General features: G+C 63.6%; 16 protein-coding genes. All 16 read left to right on the top strand.

Features of this window, described 5'->3' with window-relative positions; all coding sequences use genetic code 11:
- Positions 1-173: 173 nt before the first annotated feature.
- From HFD92_RS04625 to HFD92_RS04550, 16 genes are read left to right on the top strand one after another with little or no spacing between them, the layout of a single operon-like run.
- Positions 174-905: a beta-ketoacyl synthase chain length factor gene (locus HFD92_RS04625; protein ID WP_167428405.1), complete on the top strand. Its 732-nt coding sequence runs from the start codon at positions 174-176 to the stop codon at positions 903-905.
- Positions 898-1,698 carry a 1-acyl-sn-glycerol-3-phosphate acyltransferase gene (locus tag HFD92_RS04620; protein ID WP_009090948.1) on the top strand — a complete coding sequence of 267 codons (801 nt, stop codon included), beginning with the start codon at positions 898-900 and terminating at the stop codon, positions 1,696-1,698. Before HFD92_RS04625 ends, HFD92_RS04620 begins: the two co-directional genes overlap by 8 nt.
- Positions 1,699-1,711: 13 nt before the next feature.
- The gene (locus HFD92_RS04615) at positions 1,712-1,969 is read left to right on the top strand and encodes a phosphopantetheine-binding protein (protein WP_009090946.1); all 258 of its coding nucleotides are present in this window, start codon (positions 1,712-1,714) and stop codon (positions 1,967-1,969) included.
- A 16-nt stretch (positions 1,970-1,985) separates the two neighbouring features.
- Positions 1,986-2,240 (top strand): acyl carrier protein, encoded by a 255-nt coding sequence (locus tag HFD92_RS04610; RefSeq protein WP_009090944.1) that lies wholly within the window; start codon positions 1,986-1,988, stop codon positions 2,238-2,240.
- Positions 2,241-2,247: 7 nt separating this feature from the next.
- Positions 2,248-2,811 carry a hypothetical protein gene (locus HFD92_RS04605; RefSeq protein WP_167428404.1) on the top strand — a complete coding sequence of 188 codons (564 nt, stop codon included), beginning with the start codon at positions 2,248-2,250 and terminating at the stop codon, positions 2,809-2,811.
- Positions 2,808-4,127 carry an AMP-binding protein gene (locus HFD92_RS04600; RefSeq protein WP_167428403.1) on the top strand — a complete coding sequence of 440 codons (1,320 nt, stop codon included), beginning with the start codon at positions 2,808-2,810 and terminating at the stop codon, positions 4,125-4,127. The genes HFD92_RS04605 and HFD92_RS04600 overlap by 4 nt, the downstream gene beginning before the upstream one ends.
- A complete protein-coding gene (locus HFD92_RS04595) occupies positions 4,114-4,461 on the top strand; it encodes a 3-hydroxyacyl-ACP dehydratase FabZ family protein (protein ID WP_140924354.1) in 348 nt (115 codons plus the stop codon). The genes HFD92_RS04600 and HFD92_RS04595 overlap by 14 nt, the downstream gene beginning before the upstream one ends.
- Positions 4,455-6,164, top strand: a complete 1,710-nt coding sequence (locus HFD92_RS04590; protein WP_167428402.1) for a glycosyltransferase — start codon at positions 4,455-4,457, stop codon at positions 6,162-6,164. Before HFD92_RS04595 ends, HFD92_RS04590 begins: the two co-directional genes overlap by 7 nt.
- Positions 6,157-6,570: a thioesterase family protein gene (locus HFD92_RS04585; protein ID WP_009090934.1), complete on the top strand. Its 414-nt coding sequence runs from the start codon at positions 6,157-6,159 to the stop codon at positions 6,568-6,570. Before HFD92_RS04590 ends, HFD92_RS04585 begins: the two co-directional genes overlap by 8 nt.
- Positions 6,564-7,172, top strand: a complete 609-nt coding sequence (locus HFD92_RS04580) for an outer membrane lipoprotein carrier protein LolA (protein WP_058957989.1) — start codon at positions 6,564-6,566, stop codon at positions 7,170-7,172. Before HFD92_RS04585 ends, HFD92_RS04580 begins: the two co-directional genes overlap by 7 nt.
- Entirely contained in the window at positions 7,159-9,465 is a 2,307-nt protein-coding gene (locus HFD92_RS04575; protein ID WP_167428401.1) for an MMPL family transporter, read from the top strand. The genes HFD92_RS04580 and HFD92_RS04575 overlap by 14 nt, the downstream gene beginning before the upstream one ends.
- Positions 9,462-10,034 (top strand): DUF3261 domain-containing protein, encoded by a 573-nt coding sequence (locus HFD92_RS04570; RefSeq protein ID WP_167428400.1) that lies wholly within the window; start codon positions 9,462-9,464, stop codon positions 10,032-10,034. The genes HFD92_RS04575 and HFD92_RS04570 overlap by 4 nt, the downstream gene beginning before the upstream one ends.
- On the top strand, positions 10,031-11,191 hold the full coding sequence (locus HFD92_RS04565) for a beta-ketoacyl-[acyl-carrier-protein] synthase family protein (protein ID WP_167428399.1): 1,161 nt from the start codon (positions 10,031-10,033) through the stop codon (positions 11,189-11,191). The genes HFD92_RS04570 and HFD92_RS04565 overlap by 4 nt, the downstream gene beginning before the upstream one ends.
- Positions 11,181-11,657, top strand: coding sequence for a hotdog family protein (locus tag HFD92_RS04560; RefSeq protein WP_009090925.1), 477 nt, complete (start codon positions 11,181-11,183; stop codon positions 11,655-11,657). The genes HFD92_RS04565 and HFD92_RS04560 overlap by 11 nt, the downstream gene beginning before the upstream one ends.
- The gene (locus HFD92_RS04555) at positions 11,654-12,385 is read left to right on the top strand and encodes a 3-ketoacyl-ACP reductase FabG2 (RefSeq protein WP_111208049.1); all 732 of its coding nucleotides are present in this window, start codon (positions 11,654-11,656) and stop codon (positions 12,383-12,385) included. The genes HFD92_RS04560 and HFD92_RS04555 overlap by 4 nt, the downstream gene beginning before the upstream one ends.
- A complete protein-coding gene (locus tag HFD92_RS04550) occupies positions 12,382-13,617 on the top strand; it encodes a beta-ketoacyl-ACP synthase (RefSeq protein WP_185185187.1) in 1,236 nt (411 codons plus the stop codon). The genes HFD92_RS04555 and HFD92_RS04550 overlap by 4 nt, the downstream gene beginning before the upstream one ends.
- The last annotated feature ends 47 nt before the right edge of the window (positions 13,618-13,664 follow it).

The raw sequence follows: 13,664 nt of genomic DNA, 5'->3' as shown, positions 1-13,664 counted from the left end.
CCACCCGGCCGACAAATCAGATGAGCTGCTATTGCTGAACCTCAGCATAAACCTCTACCGTGAACGCCGGTGGCGCGATCGGCAGAGGCGTTCAGCAATGCACTTTTCTGCACCGGGCAGGCGTAACGTCCTGATAATTGCTGACACCACACGTTTGACGAAAGAATGTTGAGATGAGACTCGCTTACTCACTGCTCGACTGGCAGGCCCTGGCTCCAGGATTACAGGGGCACGAGGCCTGGCAGGACTGGGCGCGACAGGGCACCGCTATCGATCCCGCAGGAGAAATGGCGAAACCGCAGTTTTTACCGATGATGACCGCGCGTCGTCTGAGCGGCGGCAGTCGTGCGGCGGTTGAGTGCGGGCTGGCACTGCTGGCCCGACAGCGGGTGGACGCGATCGTCTTCACCAGCCGTCACGGCGAACTGGAGCGTAATCTGCGCATCCTCACCACGCTGGCCGATCAGCAGATGATGTCACCCACTGATTTTGCCATGTCGGTTCACAACTCGGCGGTGGGCAGCCTGACTATTGCGGCCAAAGCGCCGCTGGTCTCCACCTCCATCGCCGCCGGCATCGACTCTTTCCAGCAGGGATTGATTGAAGTCAGCGCCCTGCATCAGGCGGGTTATCAGCAGGTGCTGCTGGTCGATTTCGACGGCTGCGTGCCCGATTATTATCAACACTGGCTGCCGGAACAGGGCATGAATGTGCCTTATGCGGTGGCGCTGCTGCTGGGTAAAGGCGAGGCATTGCGCTGCAGCGGTCGCCCTGAACCGGCGCAGGCCCACGCGCCGCTGTGGCCGCAGAGCCTGCGTTTTCTGCAGCAGTGGCTGGCGGCGTCGCCCGCGTTCAGCCTGCCGGGTGAACGCCTGACATGGCACTGGGAGAGAGAACATGGCTGACTGTTCACAACCGGCACTCTGCGCGGGCAGCCGCCTGAACTACTGCTGGCGTCTGGTGATGACCGCGCTGAGTTTCACGCTGTTTGGCCTGGGTGGACTGCTGCTGTCGCTGGTGGGCTTCAATCTGCTGCTGCTGGTGCAGCGTGATTCGCTGCGCCGCCGTCTGCTGGCCCGACGCGCTATCGCGTTCAGCTTCCGCTGCTTTCTGCGGTTCTGCCGGCTGACCGGGGTCTACGACTACCGCATCGAAGGCGCTGAGCTGCTGCAGCAGGATCGCGGCTGCCTGATCGTGGCCAACCATCCCTCGCTGATCGATTACGTGATGATCGCCTCGGTGCTGCCGGAGATGGATTGTCTGGTGAAGGCCGATCTGCAGAAGAATCCTTTTATGCGTGGGGTGATCCGCGCGGCCGACTATCTGATCAACAGTGAAGCGGAGACGCTGCTGCCCGACAGTCAGCAGCGCCTGGCGCGCGGCGACAATATTCTGATCTTTCCGGAAGGCACCCGCACCCGCTACGGTCAGCCGCTCTCCCTGCAGCGGGGCGCCGCCAATATCGCCGTGCGCGCCGGCTGCGATCTGCGCGTCGTCCACATCACCTGCAGCCAGCGCATGCTCGATAAGCAGAGCCGCTGGTATCAGATTCCGCCAGTTAAACCGCTGTTTACTGTGCGTGTACAACCGCGAATCGACAGTCAGTCGTTTTGTGAAAGCAATCCCGATGCGCAGCCGCTGGCCGCGCGTCGCCTGACCCGCCATTTACAACAGGCGCTGGTCCCCCAGAACAGGTAAGACGAAAACCGGTATGGATGTATTAATCAACGATATCAAACAGATGATTATCGACACGCTGAACCTTGAAGATCTCAGCCCCGAGGATATTGAGACCGAAGATGCGCTGTTTGGCGACGGCCTCGGCCTGGACTCAATTGATGCGCTGGAGCTTGGCCTGGCGGTGAAAAATCGCTACGGCGTAACGCTCTCTGCGGAGAGTGAAACCCTGCGTGCCCACTTCTTCTCTGTTGCGACGCTGGCAGCGTTCGTCAACCAACAGCGCAGCTGAACGCGGAGACCATTTTATGATGAACAAAGAAGAGATTTATCAGGAAGTGTCGGCCCTGCTGACCAGCCTGTTTGAAATTGCGCCGGAGGATATCCATCCTGAGGCCCGCCTGTATGAAGATCTCGAACTCGACAGCATCGATGCCGTCGATATGGTGGTTCACCTGCAGAAACGCACCGGTCGTAAAATCAAACCGGAAACCTTCCGCGCGGTGCGAACCGTGCAGGACGTGGTCGATGCGGTCGAACAACTGATGCGCGAAGACGCCTGATCCCGCCGTGCCTGCTGCCACTCTTCGCCTGCTCAATCTGCTGACGCTGCTGGCCTGGCCGTTGCTGGTCTGGCTGGCGCTCACCCAGCCGCGCTGGCAGGGACTTTTCTGGCTGCTGGCGCTGCTGTTTGGGCTGCGCTGGCTGCAGCTGCGTCGTCAGCATACGGCCATGGGGGCCGTGATGGGCTGGCTGGCCCTGCTCGGCGCGCTGCTCTGTATCAGCAGCCAGCTGCTGCGCTCGCAGCATCTGCTGCTGTGGTATCCGGTGGCGGTCAATCTGGCGATGCTGCTGCTGTTTGGCGCCTCGCTCTGGAGCGCGATGCCGCTGGTGGAACGTATCGCCCGACTGCGTGAGCCCGCGCTTCCGCCTGCTGCGGTGCGCTACACCCGCCGCGTCACCCAAATCTGGTGCCTGTTCTTTATCGGCAATGGCAGCATGGCGCTCTTCACCTGCCTGCTGGGGAATCTGCGACTCTGGACATTGTGGAACGGCGCGATCAGCTATCTGCTTATCGCCGCGCTGATGGGCGCGGAGTGGTGCGTCCGTCAGCGCGTGAGGCGCAAAGCATGAGGGTGGCCGACTGGCTGACGGGCGCCGACCGGGAAGTCGCCTGGCGGGGCGATCAGACGCTGATGCTCAGCACCATGCGCCGTCAGGTGCTGGCGCTCAGCCAGCGCTTAGCGGCAGAGGCGGGCACACACTGGGCGCTCTGTTTTGACGACAGCTACCGCTTCTGCGTGGCGCTGCTGGCGAGCTGGTATGCCGGTAAAACGCCGGTGATGCCGGGTCATGCCCGCGCCGCACTGCTCGATGAGATGCAGGATCGGCTGGATGGCGTGCTGTGCGACATGCCGCTGGCGGTCAGCCTGCCACGGCTGGCGTGGGATGAGGCCGAAGCGCAGGGCGCGCTGCCGCCGCTGCCGGAGAGGGCTGAGCTGGTGCTGTTCACATCGGGTTCAACCGGCACGCCACGTCAGGTGGTAAAGTCCCTGGCGGTGATGGAGCAGGAGAGCCGCTGGCTCTGCGCCCTGTGGGGTGAACAGCTCCGGGCGTGCCGGGTGATTGCTTCGGTCAGCCATCAGCACCTGTACGGTTTATCGTTCCGGATCTTCCTGCCGATGACGCTGGCGCGCCCGTTCGCCGCCCAGCCGCTGTTTTACGGCGAACAGCTGGCTCAGCTTCCGCGTCACTGGCGCTATGCCTTTATCAGCAGTCCCGCTTTTTTGTCGCGACTGGACAGGTCGCTGCAGACGCCCGCCTGTGAACTGATTGTCTCCGCCGGTGGCGCGCTGCGCGCATCGGATGCTGAGCAGGTCTGGCAGCGCTTTGGCTGTCGGGTCAGTGAGATCTATGGCAGCACCGAAACCGGCACCCTGGCCTGGCGTCAGTGGGCGCGGCCCGGGGAGGCGTGGCGCTGTTTCCCCGGCGTCCGGCTGGAGGAGGTGAGTCCCGATCGCTGGCAGGTCTGGTCGCCGCTGATTGCCGCAGCGGACGGCATCCCGCTGGACGATCGCCTGCACAAACAGCCGGACGGCGGTTTTCAGCTGGCAGGCCGCCATGACCGCATTGTCAAAATCGCGGACAAGCGCATCTCTCTCAGTGAGATTGAGCGCCGTCTGCGGGATCTGCCGGAGATAGAGGATGCCGTGGCACTGGTGGTGACCCGCCATGAACGGCAGGCGATAGGCGTCGTGCTTTCGCCCACCCGACCGCTGGATGAGGCGGCGCTGCATCAGCGCCGTCAGCAGTGGAAACAGCAGCTGCAACGCTGGCTGGAGCCGCTGGCCATGCCACGCTACTGGCGGGTTGTGGCCACCATTCCGGTCACCACCCAGAGCAAACGCGCCTGGCCGCAAATAGAGGAACTTTTTCATGTTGCCGATTGAACGCAGCCGAACGTTACAGCCGAACAGCGTCACGCTGACGTTAGAGGTTGAGCCGGAACTGTTCTGGTTTCAGGGTCACTTCCCGACCCTGCCCATTCTGCCCGGCGTGGCACAGCTGGATTGGGTGATGCACTATGGTCTGCTGCTGCTTGCTCCCGGCAGGCAGTTTGCGGCCATCGATAACATCAAATTCCAGCAGCCGGTGCCCCCCGGCGCGCTGCTGCAACTGCACCTTGAGTGGCACGCCGAAAAATCGCGCCTGAGTTTTCGCTACAGCCTGCTGAGTGAAGCGGGCGAGCAGAGTGCCAGCAGCGGGAAGATCGCGCTGTGTTAACGACTGCGTTCTCACCCTGCGTCGTGATCCCCTGCTACAACCACGGCGCGATGATGGCGTCGGTGCTGGCGCGGCTGGCTCCCTTTAACCTGCCGATCATCGTGGTGGATGATGGCAGCGATGCGGCGACCCAGCTGCAGCTGGCGACGCTGCACGCCCCGCATCTCAGCCTGCTGCGGCTCGACACCAATCAGGGCAAAGGGGCGGCGGTGATCCACGGCCTGCGGGCCGCGGCGGCGCGCGGTTTCACCCACGCGGTTCAGCTCGACGCGGACGGTCAGCATCAGGCGGAAGATCTACCGTTAATGCTGGCGGAAGCGGCGCGTTATCCCGATGCGCTGATCTCCGGTCAGCCGCTCTACGATGACTCCATCCCAAAATCACGCCTGTATGGCCGCTACATTACCCATTTCTGGGTCTGGATTGAGACGCTGTCGCTGTCGATCCGCGACAGCATGTGCGGCTTCCGCGTCTATCCGCTGGCCGCCACGCTGGCACTGTGCGACCGCCGGCCTGTCGGACAGCGCATGGATTTCGACACTGAAATCATGGTGCGGCTCTACTGGCAGGGCACCCGCAGTCGCTTTATCCCGACCCGCGTCACCTATCCGGTCAGCGGACTGTCGCACTTCGATGCCCTCTATGACAACCTGCGTATCTCCTGGATGCACACCCGGCTCTTTTTCGGCATGCTGCCGCGCATCCCCCGCCTGCTGGCGATGCGCAGACCGCAGACGCACTGGTCTGTGGAAACGGAACGGCGCGGACAGTGGGGATTGCGCTTTATGCTGGCCGTCTATCGCTACGGTGGACGCCTGCCTTTTACCCTGCTGCTCTGGCCGGTGGTGGCGGTTTACTGGCTGAGTGGCCAGCGTGCGCGCAGCGCCTCCCGGCAGTGGCTGGCGCAGGTCAGCCGCGCCGCGCAGCAGCGGCAGATTGCGCTGCCGGCCCGGCTTAACAGCTATCGCCATTTCCTGCGGTTTGGCGGCGCGATGATGGATAAAGTGGCCAGCTGGCGTGGCGATCTGCGCTGGGGGCGTGATATCGATTTTGCACCGGGTGCGGAAGCGGTGATCCGCACGCCCGCACCGCAGGGGAAGCTGATTCTGGCCTCCCACCTGGGGGATATCGAAGCCTGCCGCGCCATGGCGCAGCAGGTCAGCGGTCTGGTGATTAACGCGCTGGTCTTTACCGACAACGCCCGACGTTTCCGCGCGGTGCTGGAGACCATTGCCCCGCAGGCCGGGGTGAATCTGATGCCGGTCAGCGACATCGGGCCGGAGACGGCGATCCTGCTGCAACAGAAACTGGATGCGGGCGAATGGGTCGCGATCGTCGGGGATCGCACAGCGGTCAATCCGCAGCGTGGCGGCGAGCGACGGGTGATCTGGAGCGACTTTCTCGGCCGTCCCGCCCCCTTTCCGCAGGGGCCCTTTGTGCTGGCGGCCGCGCTGCGCTGTCCGGTGCTGCTGATGTTTGCCCTGCAGCAACAGGGTAAACTGCGCATTCACTGTGAGCGCTTTGCCGATCCGCTGCTGTTGCCGCGTGCGCAACGTCAGCAGGCGCTGCAGGAGGCGGTGGATCGCTATGCGGCGCGGCTGGCCCATTACGCGCTGCTGGCACCGCTCGACTGGTTTAACTTTTTCGATTTCTGGACGCTGCCTGATCCGCAGGCGCACCACAAGGAGTCTGACCATGACTGAACATCAGGCTGACGTCGTCCTGACCGTCTCGTTTCACGACTGCGATCCCATGGGGGTGGTCTGGCACGGCAACTACTTCCGCTTCTTTGAAGTCGCGCGCGAAGCCCTGCTGCGCAGCATCAACTACAGCTATGCCGAAATGGCGGCCAGCGGCTACGTCTGGCCGGTGGTCGACACCCGGGTCAAATACCGTCATCCGCTGCGCTGTGAAGAGACGATTCGCGTCAGCGCCCGGATTACGGAGTTTGAGAACCGCCTGCGCATCGACTATGAGGTGCGAAACGCCGCCGGTCAGATCACCACTAAGGCACACACCCTGCAGGTGGCGGTGGAGCAGGAGAGTCAGGCCATGTGCTTTGTTTCACCCGATATCTTACTGGAACGTTTAGGAGTGAAAGGATGCTGAAAATCATGCTAACCGGCCTGCTGCTGTGGGCCAGTGCCGCCAGCGCGGTCACGCTGGATCAGCTGCAGCAGCGTTTTGCCAGCCAGCCGGTGATCCGGGCAGACTTTACCCAGACGCGCACCATTGCCGGGATGCGTCAGCCGCTGGTGTCACACGGGCAGATGCTGATCGCGCGTCAGCAGGGACTGTGGTGGCACCAGCAGACCCCCTTTGTGATGACGCTGCTGCTGGATGATAAGCGCATGGTGCAGAGCCTGAGCGGGCAGAAGCCGCAGGTGATCACTGCCGACAGTAACCCGCAGATGTTCCAGTTCAACCATCTGCTGCGGGCGCTGTTCCAGGCCGATCAGAAGGTGCTGAATCAGAACTTCACGGTGGCCTTCAGCGATCGCGGCAACGGTGCCTGGGCGCTGGAGCTGACCCCGAAAGCGGCGCCGCTTAACAGAATTTTTAACCGTATCTCGCTGGCGGGCAATGCGTTTCTGGACAGCATCCGGCTGGACGATAAGCAGGGTGATAAAACGCTGATTCAGCTCAGCAATACCCGTACTGAACCGCCGCAGCTGAGCGACGAGGAGCAGGCGCGTTTTGCCGGGCCGTAACGATCGACGGCTTGCCATCCTCTGGCTCGCCATCTGCCTGCTGCTGGCGGCGGCGCTCTCTTTTCTGCTGCCGCGCAGCCAGCTCAACAGCAGCGTGCTGGCACTGCTGCCGCAGCAGAATCTGGGGGCTGCGCCGCCCGCGCTGCAGCAGGCCTTTATGCAGCGGCTGGATCGCCAGCTGGTGTGGCTGGTTTCACCCGGTGAAGAGGGCGATCCCGGCATCGCGGCCTGGTGGCAGGCGCAGCTGCGCGCGCTGCCTGACCTCAGGCAGGTGCAGGGCGACCTTGATGCCGGGCAGCAGGAGGCGTGGGGCCGGTTTGCCTGGCAACACCGCAATGGCCTGATCGACGAGGCGACGCGCAGCCGCTTGCAGAACGGCGGCGGGGCGCAGGCGGAGTGGCTGCTGGCGCAGCTCTTCTCGGCATTTTCGGGTGTCAGCAGCAAAGAGCTGCAGGGGGATCCGCTGATGCTGGTGCGGGGGGCGCAGCTGGCGCTGGCGCAGAATGCCGGACGTCTGACGCTGCACAACGGCTGGCTGACGGTGCGCGATGCGCAGGGGCGGCAGTGGTATTTCCTGCACGCTGAACTGGCGAATAACGCTTTCAGTATGCAGCAAAGTCATGCGCTGGTGACACGGCTCAGCGCGCTGGAGCAGCAGCTGAAAGCCCGCTGGCCGCAGGCGAAACTGCTGACGCGCGGCACGGTGCTGTTCAGCGACAACGCCAGCCAGCGGGCGCAGCATGATGTCAGAACGCTGGGCAGCGTAACGCTGGGGGGCGTTATCCTGCTGGTGCTGCTGGTCTTCCGCTCACTGCGACCACTGCTGCTCGCGGTGACCTCCGTAGCGGTGGGAGCCATGACCGGCACGGTGGTGACGCTGCTCTGCTTCGGGGAACTGCATCTGATGACGCTGGTGATGAGCCTGAGCATTGTCGGCATCTCCGCCGACTACACCCTCTATTATCTCACTGAGCGGATGGTTCACGGCGATCAGCAGACGCCGTGGGAGAGTCTGCGTAAAGTGCGCGGCACGCTGCTGCTGGCGCTGGGCACCACGGCGATCGCCTGGCTGCTGATGCTGCTGGCCCCGTTCCCCGGACTGCGTCAGCTGGCGGTATTTGCCGCCAGCGGCTTAACGGCCTCCTGCCTGACGGTGATTCTGATCTATCCATGGCTGGTGCGCGGTCTGCCGGTGCGTCCGGTGCCGCTGATGGTGCCGCTGGCTCGCTGGCTCGCCGCCTGGCGACGGCAGCGCGGGCTGCGCGTCGGCTTACCGCTGGCGCTGGCGATGTTCGCCGCCACCGGTATCGCCCGGCTGAATGTGGATGATGATATCGCCCATCTGCAAAGTGCGCCGGCCTCGCTGCTGGCACAGGATCGCCAGCTGGCTGCCCTGACGGGGCAGCGAGCCGATCAGACCTGGTTTGTGGTCTGGGGCGATGACGCGCAGCAAACCCTGCAGCGGCTGGAAAAACTGGCACCGGATCTCCGCAGGGCAGAGCAGCAGGGCTGGCTGCAGGGCTATCGTCTGCTGCCGCTGCGATCGCTGGCGCAGCAGCAGCAGGATCGCCAGCTGTTGCAACAGGCTGTGCCCACCGTGACGAGCCGCCTGCAGCAGGCGGGGGTTGCCCTGGCTGCGCCGGATCTCTCCCCGATGCCGGTGACGCCCGCGGCGTGGCTGGCCAGTCCGCTGAGTGAGGGGTGGCGACTGCTGTGGCTGACGCTGCCGGATGGCCGCAGCGGCGTACTGATCCCCACCAGCGGTGTCAGAAACAGCGCTGCCCTTGCGGCGCTCGCGGCGCAGCATAGCGGCGTCAGCTGGATTGACCGCAAGGCGGGTTACGACAGGCTGTTCAGTTTCTGGCGCACCCTGCTGACCGGCCTGCTGGCGCTGGCGCTGCTGTTCATCACGCTGACATTTGTGCTGCGTCTGGGCCTGCGCGCGGGCTTACGCAGCGCGCTGCCGTCGGCGCTGTCGCTTGCGGTGGCGCTGGCCACGCTGGGCTGGATCGGCGCGTCACTGAATCTCTTTGCGCTGCTGGCGCTGATTCTGGTGCTGGGCATCGGCATTAACTACACGCTCTTTTTCAGCAATCCGCAGGGGACGCCCCTGACGTCGTTGCTGGCGGTGTCGCTGGCGATGATCACGACGTTACTGACGCTGGGCATGCTGGTCTTCAGCAGCACCAGTGCGATTGCCAGTTTTGGCACTGTTTTATGCAGCGGCATTTTCAGCGCTTTCCTGCTGTCGCCGCTGGCGATGCGACCCACCCGATCAAGGAGTAAACGATGATCCGCGCCGCCTCTCTTCTGCTGACGGCGCTGCTGCTCAGCGCCTGCGCCGGACCGGCACCTGACAGCAGCCGTCCCACCGCCTGGCTGAAACCGGGCGTAAAGGTTACGCTGCCGCCGCCGGGTATCCATCCCGCTTTTCAGCAGCAGCAATTACTGACCGGACAGGTCAAAGGTCAGAGTCAGTCGCTGCTGGTGCTGCTCAGCGCCGATGAGCAGCAGATCGATCTGGCCGGACTCTCCTCGGTCGGCATTCGCCTGTTCAGCCTGCGCTATGATGCCGGTGGCATTCACACCCAGCAGCTGATGCCGCTGCCGCAGATGCCGCCAGCCAGCCAGGTGCTGGCTGACATCATGCTCAGCTACTGGCCGCGGGACGTGTGGCTGAAACAGCTGCCGTCCGGCTGGCGGCTGGAGGATCGGGGGCTAAAGCGCCAGCTGTTCGATGCCGATAACCAGCTGGTGACCGAAATTGATTACCTGCAACGCGGCTCTCTGCGCCAGCCGATCAGCATCCGCCAGCATGCGTTTGGCTATCAGATCCGCATTCAACATCTGGACGCCTCATGATTTACCTCTCCGCCTTCGGCATGCTGAATGCGCTGGGCAATAACAACCGGGAAATTGCCACCCATCTGCAACAGGGCATCGCGCCCGGCATGCAGCGCTGTGACGGCTGGCTGAGCGGCGAGCGCAGCTGCTGGCTTGGCCGCGTTGTGGGCGAGCTGCCGCCGGTTCCGGCTGTCTTACGCGCGCACAACACCCGCAATAATCAGCTGCTGCTGGCGGCGCTGGCGCAGATCCGCCCGGCACTCGACGCCGCCGTGGCGCGCTATGGGGCTGACCGGGTCGCGATCGTGCTCGGCACCAGTACCTCGGGTGTGGATGAGGGCGATCGCCAGATTGGTGCGCCTCAGCCTGACTATCATTATCAGATGCAGGAGCTGGGCGATCCTTCCCGATTTCTGGCGCACTACCTGCAACTGAATGGCCCGGCTTATACCATTTCGACCGCCTGCTCCTCCAGTGCCCGCGCCGTGATCAGCGGTGAGCGACTCATCGCAGCCGGTCTGGTGGATGTGGCGCTGGTGGGCGGAGCGGACTCGATGAGCCGGATGCCGATTAACGGATTCGACAGCCTGGCCTCGCTCTCTGAACGTCGCTGCGCGCCTTTCAGCCGCGATCGTGACGGCATCTCTATCGGTGAAGGGGCGGCGCTGATGCTGCTGACGCGTGAACCGCAGCCGCTGGCGCTGCTGGGCGCGGGCGAATCGTCTGACGCCTGGCACATGTCCGCGCCGCATCCGCAGGGCGAAGGCGCTGAACGGGCGATGCGTATGGCGCTGCAGCAGGCGGCGCTGTCGCCGCAGCAGGTCGGCTATATCAATCTGCATGGCACGGCGACGCCGCTCAACGACCAGATGGAAGCCGGTGTTATCGCGCGTCTGTTTGGTAACCGTGTGCCGTGCAGCTCGACCAAGCACCTGACCGGCCATACGCTCGGCGCGGCAGGTATCTGTGAAGCGGCGCTCAGCGCCCTGATCCTGCAGGAGAATCTAGCCCTGCCTGCCCAGGATTTCCGGGCGGCGGCACAGGATGAGACGCTGCCGGATTGTGGCCTGCTGTTACAGCCGCAGGCGCTGGAGCGGCCGATCATCGCCTCAAATTCATTCGCCTTTGGCGGCAATAACACCTGTCTGATACTGGGACGCCCCGATGACTTTTAATTCTCCCGCCGCGCACTGGCTGCCCCACGCCGCACCCATGCTGCTGCTCGATCAGCTGATTAGCGTTGACGATGATCAGGTTCACTGTCAGGTCTCGACCTGCACCGGTGGCGTCCTGACGCCCTTTCTGACGCCGCAGGGCGAACTGCCGGCCTGGTTTGGCGTTGAGATGATGGCGCAGACCGTGGGCGTCTGGTCAGGCTGGCATGCAAAGCAGGGCGGTGCCACCCTGATCCCCCCCGGTATGCTGCTCGGCGGACGCGGCTGGCGGGCGCATCAGCCCCATTTTCCCGCCCGCGCCACGCTGGATATCAGAATGACGCTGCTGATGCGCGACGACCGCATGGGCAGTTTTGAGGGCGACATTCGCCACGGCTCGCAGCTGCTGGCCAGCGGTCGTCTGAATACTTATCAACCCAATGAAGCAGAGTTACAGCAATTAATGTCACAAGGAAATCAACCATGACAGATTCGGTATTGGTGACGGGTGCCAGTAAAGGCATCGGCCGCGCAATTGCGCTGCGTCTCGCCCAGGATGGCTTTCAGGTTATCGTCCATTTCAACCGCGATCGGGCTGGCGCTGAGCAGTGCCTTGAGGCGATCGTCGCCGCAGGCGGCAGCGGTCGCGTTCTGGGATTTGATGTGGCCGATCGCGCCGCCACCCGCGCCGCGCTGGAGGCTGACATTGAGCAGCATGGTGCCTACTACGGTGTGGTCAGCAACGCGGGCATCACCCGTGATGCCGCTTTCCCGGCGCTGACAGATGAGGAGTGGGACAGCGTGATCCACACTAACCTCGACAGTTTTTACAACGTGATCCAGCCCTGCGTGATGCCGATGATCGCGCTGCGACGCGGGGGGCGTATCATCACGCTCTCCTCGGTATCGGGAATGATGGGCAACCGCGGTCAGGTCAACTACAGCGCGGCGAAAGCGGGCATTATCGGTGCCACCAAAGCGCTGGCGATTGAACTGGCTAAGCGCAAAATCACCGTTAACTGCATTGCACCGGGTCTGATCGACACCGGGATGGAGGGGCTGGCCCCGCAGGTCATCGATGAGGCGATGAAGATCGTGCCGATGAAGCGCATGGGGGCGGCGGAAGAGGTCGCCGGGCTGGCGAGCTATCTGATGTCCGATATCGCGGGTTACGTGACGCGTCAGGTCATTTCGATCAATGGAGGCATGCTGTGATCCATCGTGTCGTCGTGACGGGCATGGGCGGCGTCACCGCCTTCGGGGAGTCCTGGGCTGAAGTCTCGGCGCGGATCCGGGCGGGTCGTAATGCCGTGCGCTTTATGCCGGAGTGGCAGGTCTATGACGGGCTGCATACGCTGCTGGGTGCACCGATTGATGACTTTACGCTGCCGGCGCACTACACCCGCAAGCGCATCCGCGCGATGGGTCGCGTGTCGCTGCTGGCCACGCGCGCTACCGAGCTGGCGCTGACCCAGGCGGGCCTGATTGACCATCCGGTGCTGACCAGCGGCGAAACCGGTATCGCCTACGGCTCGTCGACCGGCAGCACCGGGCCGGTCAGCGAGTTCGCCACCATGCTGACGGAAAAGCACACCAACAATATTACCGGCACCACCTACGTCCAGATGATGCCACACACCACCGCTGTCAATGCCGGACTCTTTTTCGGCCTGCGCGGCCGGGTGATCCCGACGTCCAGCGCCTGCACCTCCGGCAGCCAGGCGATTGGCTACGCCTGGGAGGCGATTCGTCACGGCTATCAGACGGTGATGGTCGCTGGCGGGGCAGAGGAGCTCTGCCCGTCAGAAGCAGCGGTGTTCGACACCCTGTTTGCCACCAGTCAGCGCAACGATGCGCCCCACACCACGCCGGCACCTTTTGACCAGCAGCGTGATGGCCTGGTGATTGGTGAAGGCGCCGGAACGCTCATTCTGGAGTCGCTGGAACATGCGCAGGCGCGTGGCGCAACCATTTACGCGGAACTTACCGGCTTTCATACCAACTGCGACGCGGCGCACATCACCCAGCCACAGCGGGAAACCATGCAGATCTGTATCGAGCGGGCGTTGCAAAGCGCCGGGATTACCGCCGCTGAGATTGGGTATGTGAATGCGCACGGTACCGCCACTGAGCGGGGCGACATGGCTGAAAGTCTCGCCACGGCGGCGGTCTATGGCGACACGACACCCGTCTCATCGCTGAAATCCTATTTCGGCCATACGCTGGGAGCCTGTGGCGCGCTGGAAGCCTGGATGAGCATTGAGATGATGCGGGAAGGGTGGTTTGCGCCGACGCTGAACCTGACGCAGCCTGCCGCTGACGCCGGGCAGCTGGATTACATCATGGGCGCGCCTCGTGAGATTGAGACCGACTACATTCAGAGCAACAACTTTGCCTTTGGGGGCATCAACACCTCACTGATCTTCAGACGCTGGCGCGGCGCCTGATGACCGGCCCGTGCCGTCCTGGCACGGGCGGGTTTATTTCCCGGACG

The sequence above is a fragment of the Pantoea sp. EKM101V genome (assembly GCF_011800325.1).
GTDB lineage: Bacteria > Pseudomonadota > Gammaproteobacteria > Enterobacterales > Enterobacteriaceae > Pantoea > Pantoea anthophila.
Note: the sequence above shows the minus strand (reverse complement) of the source record. Positions and strands in the feature narration are given on the sequence as shown.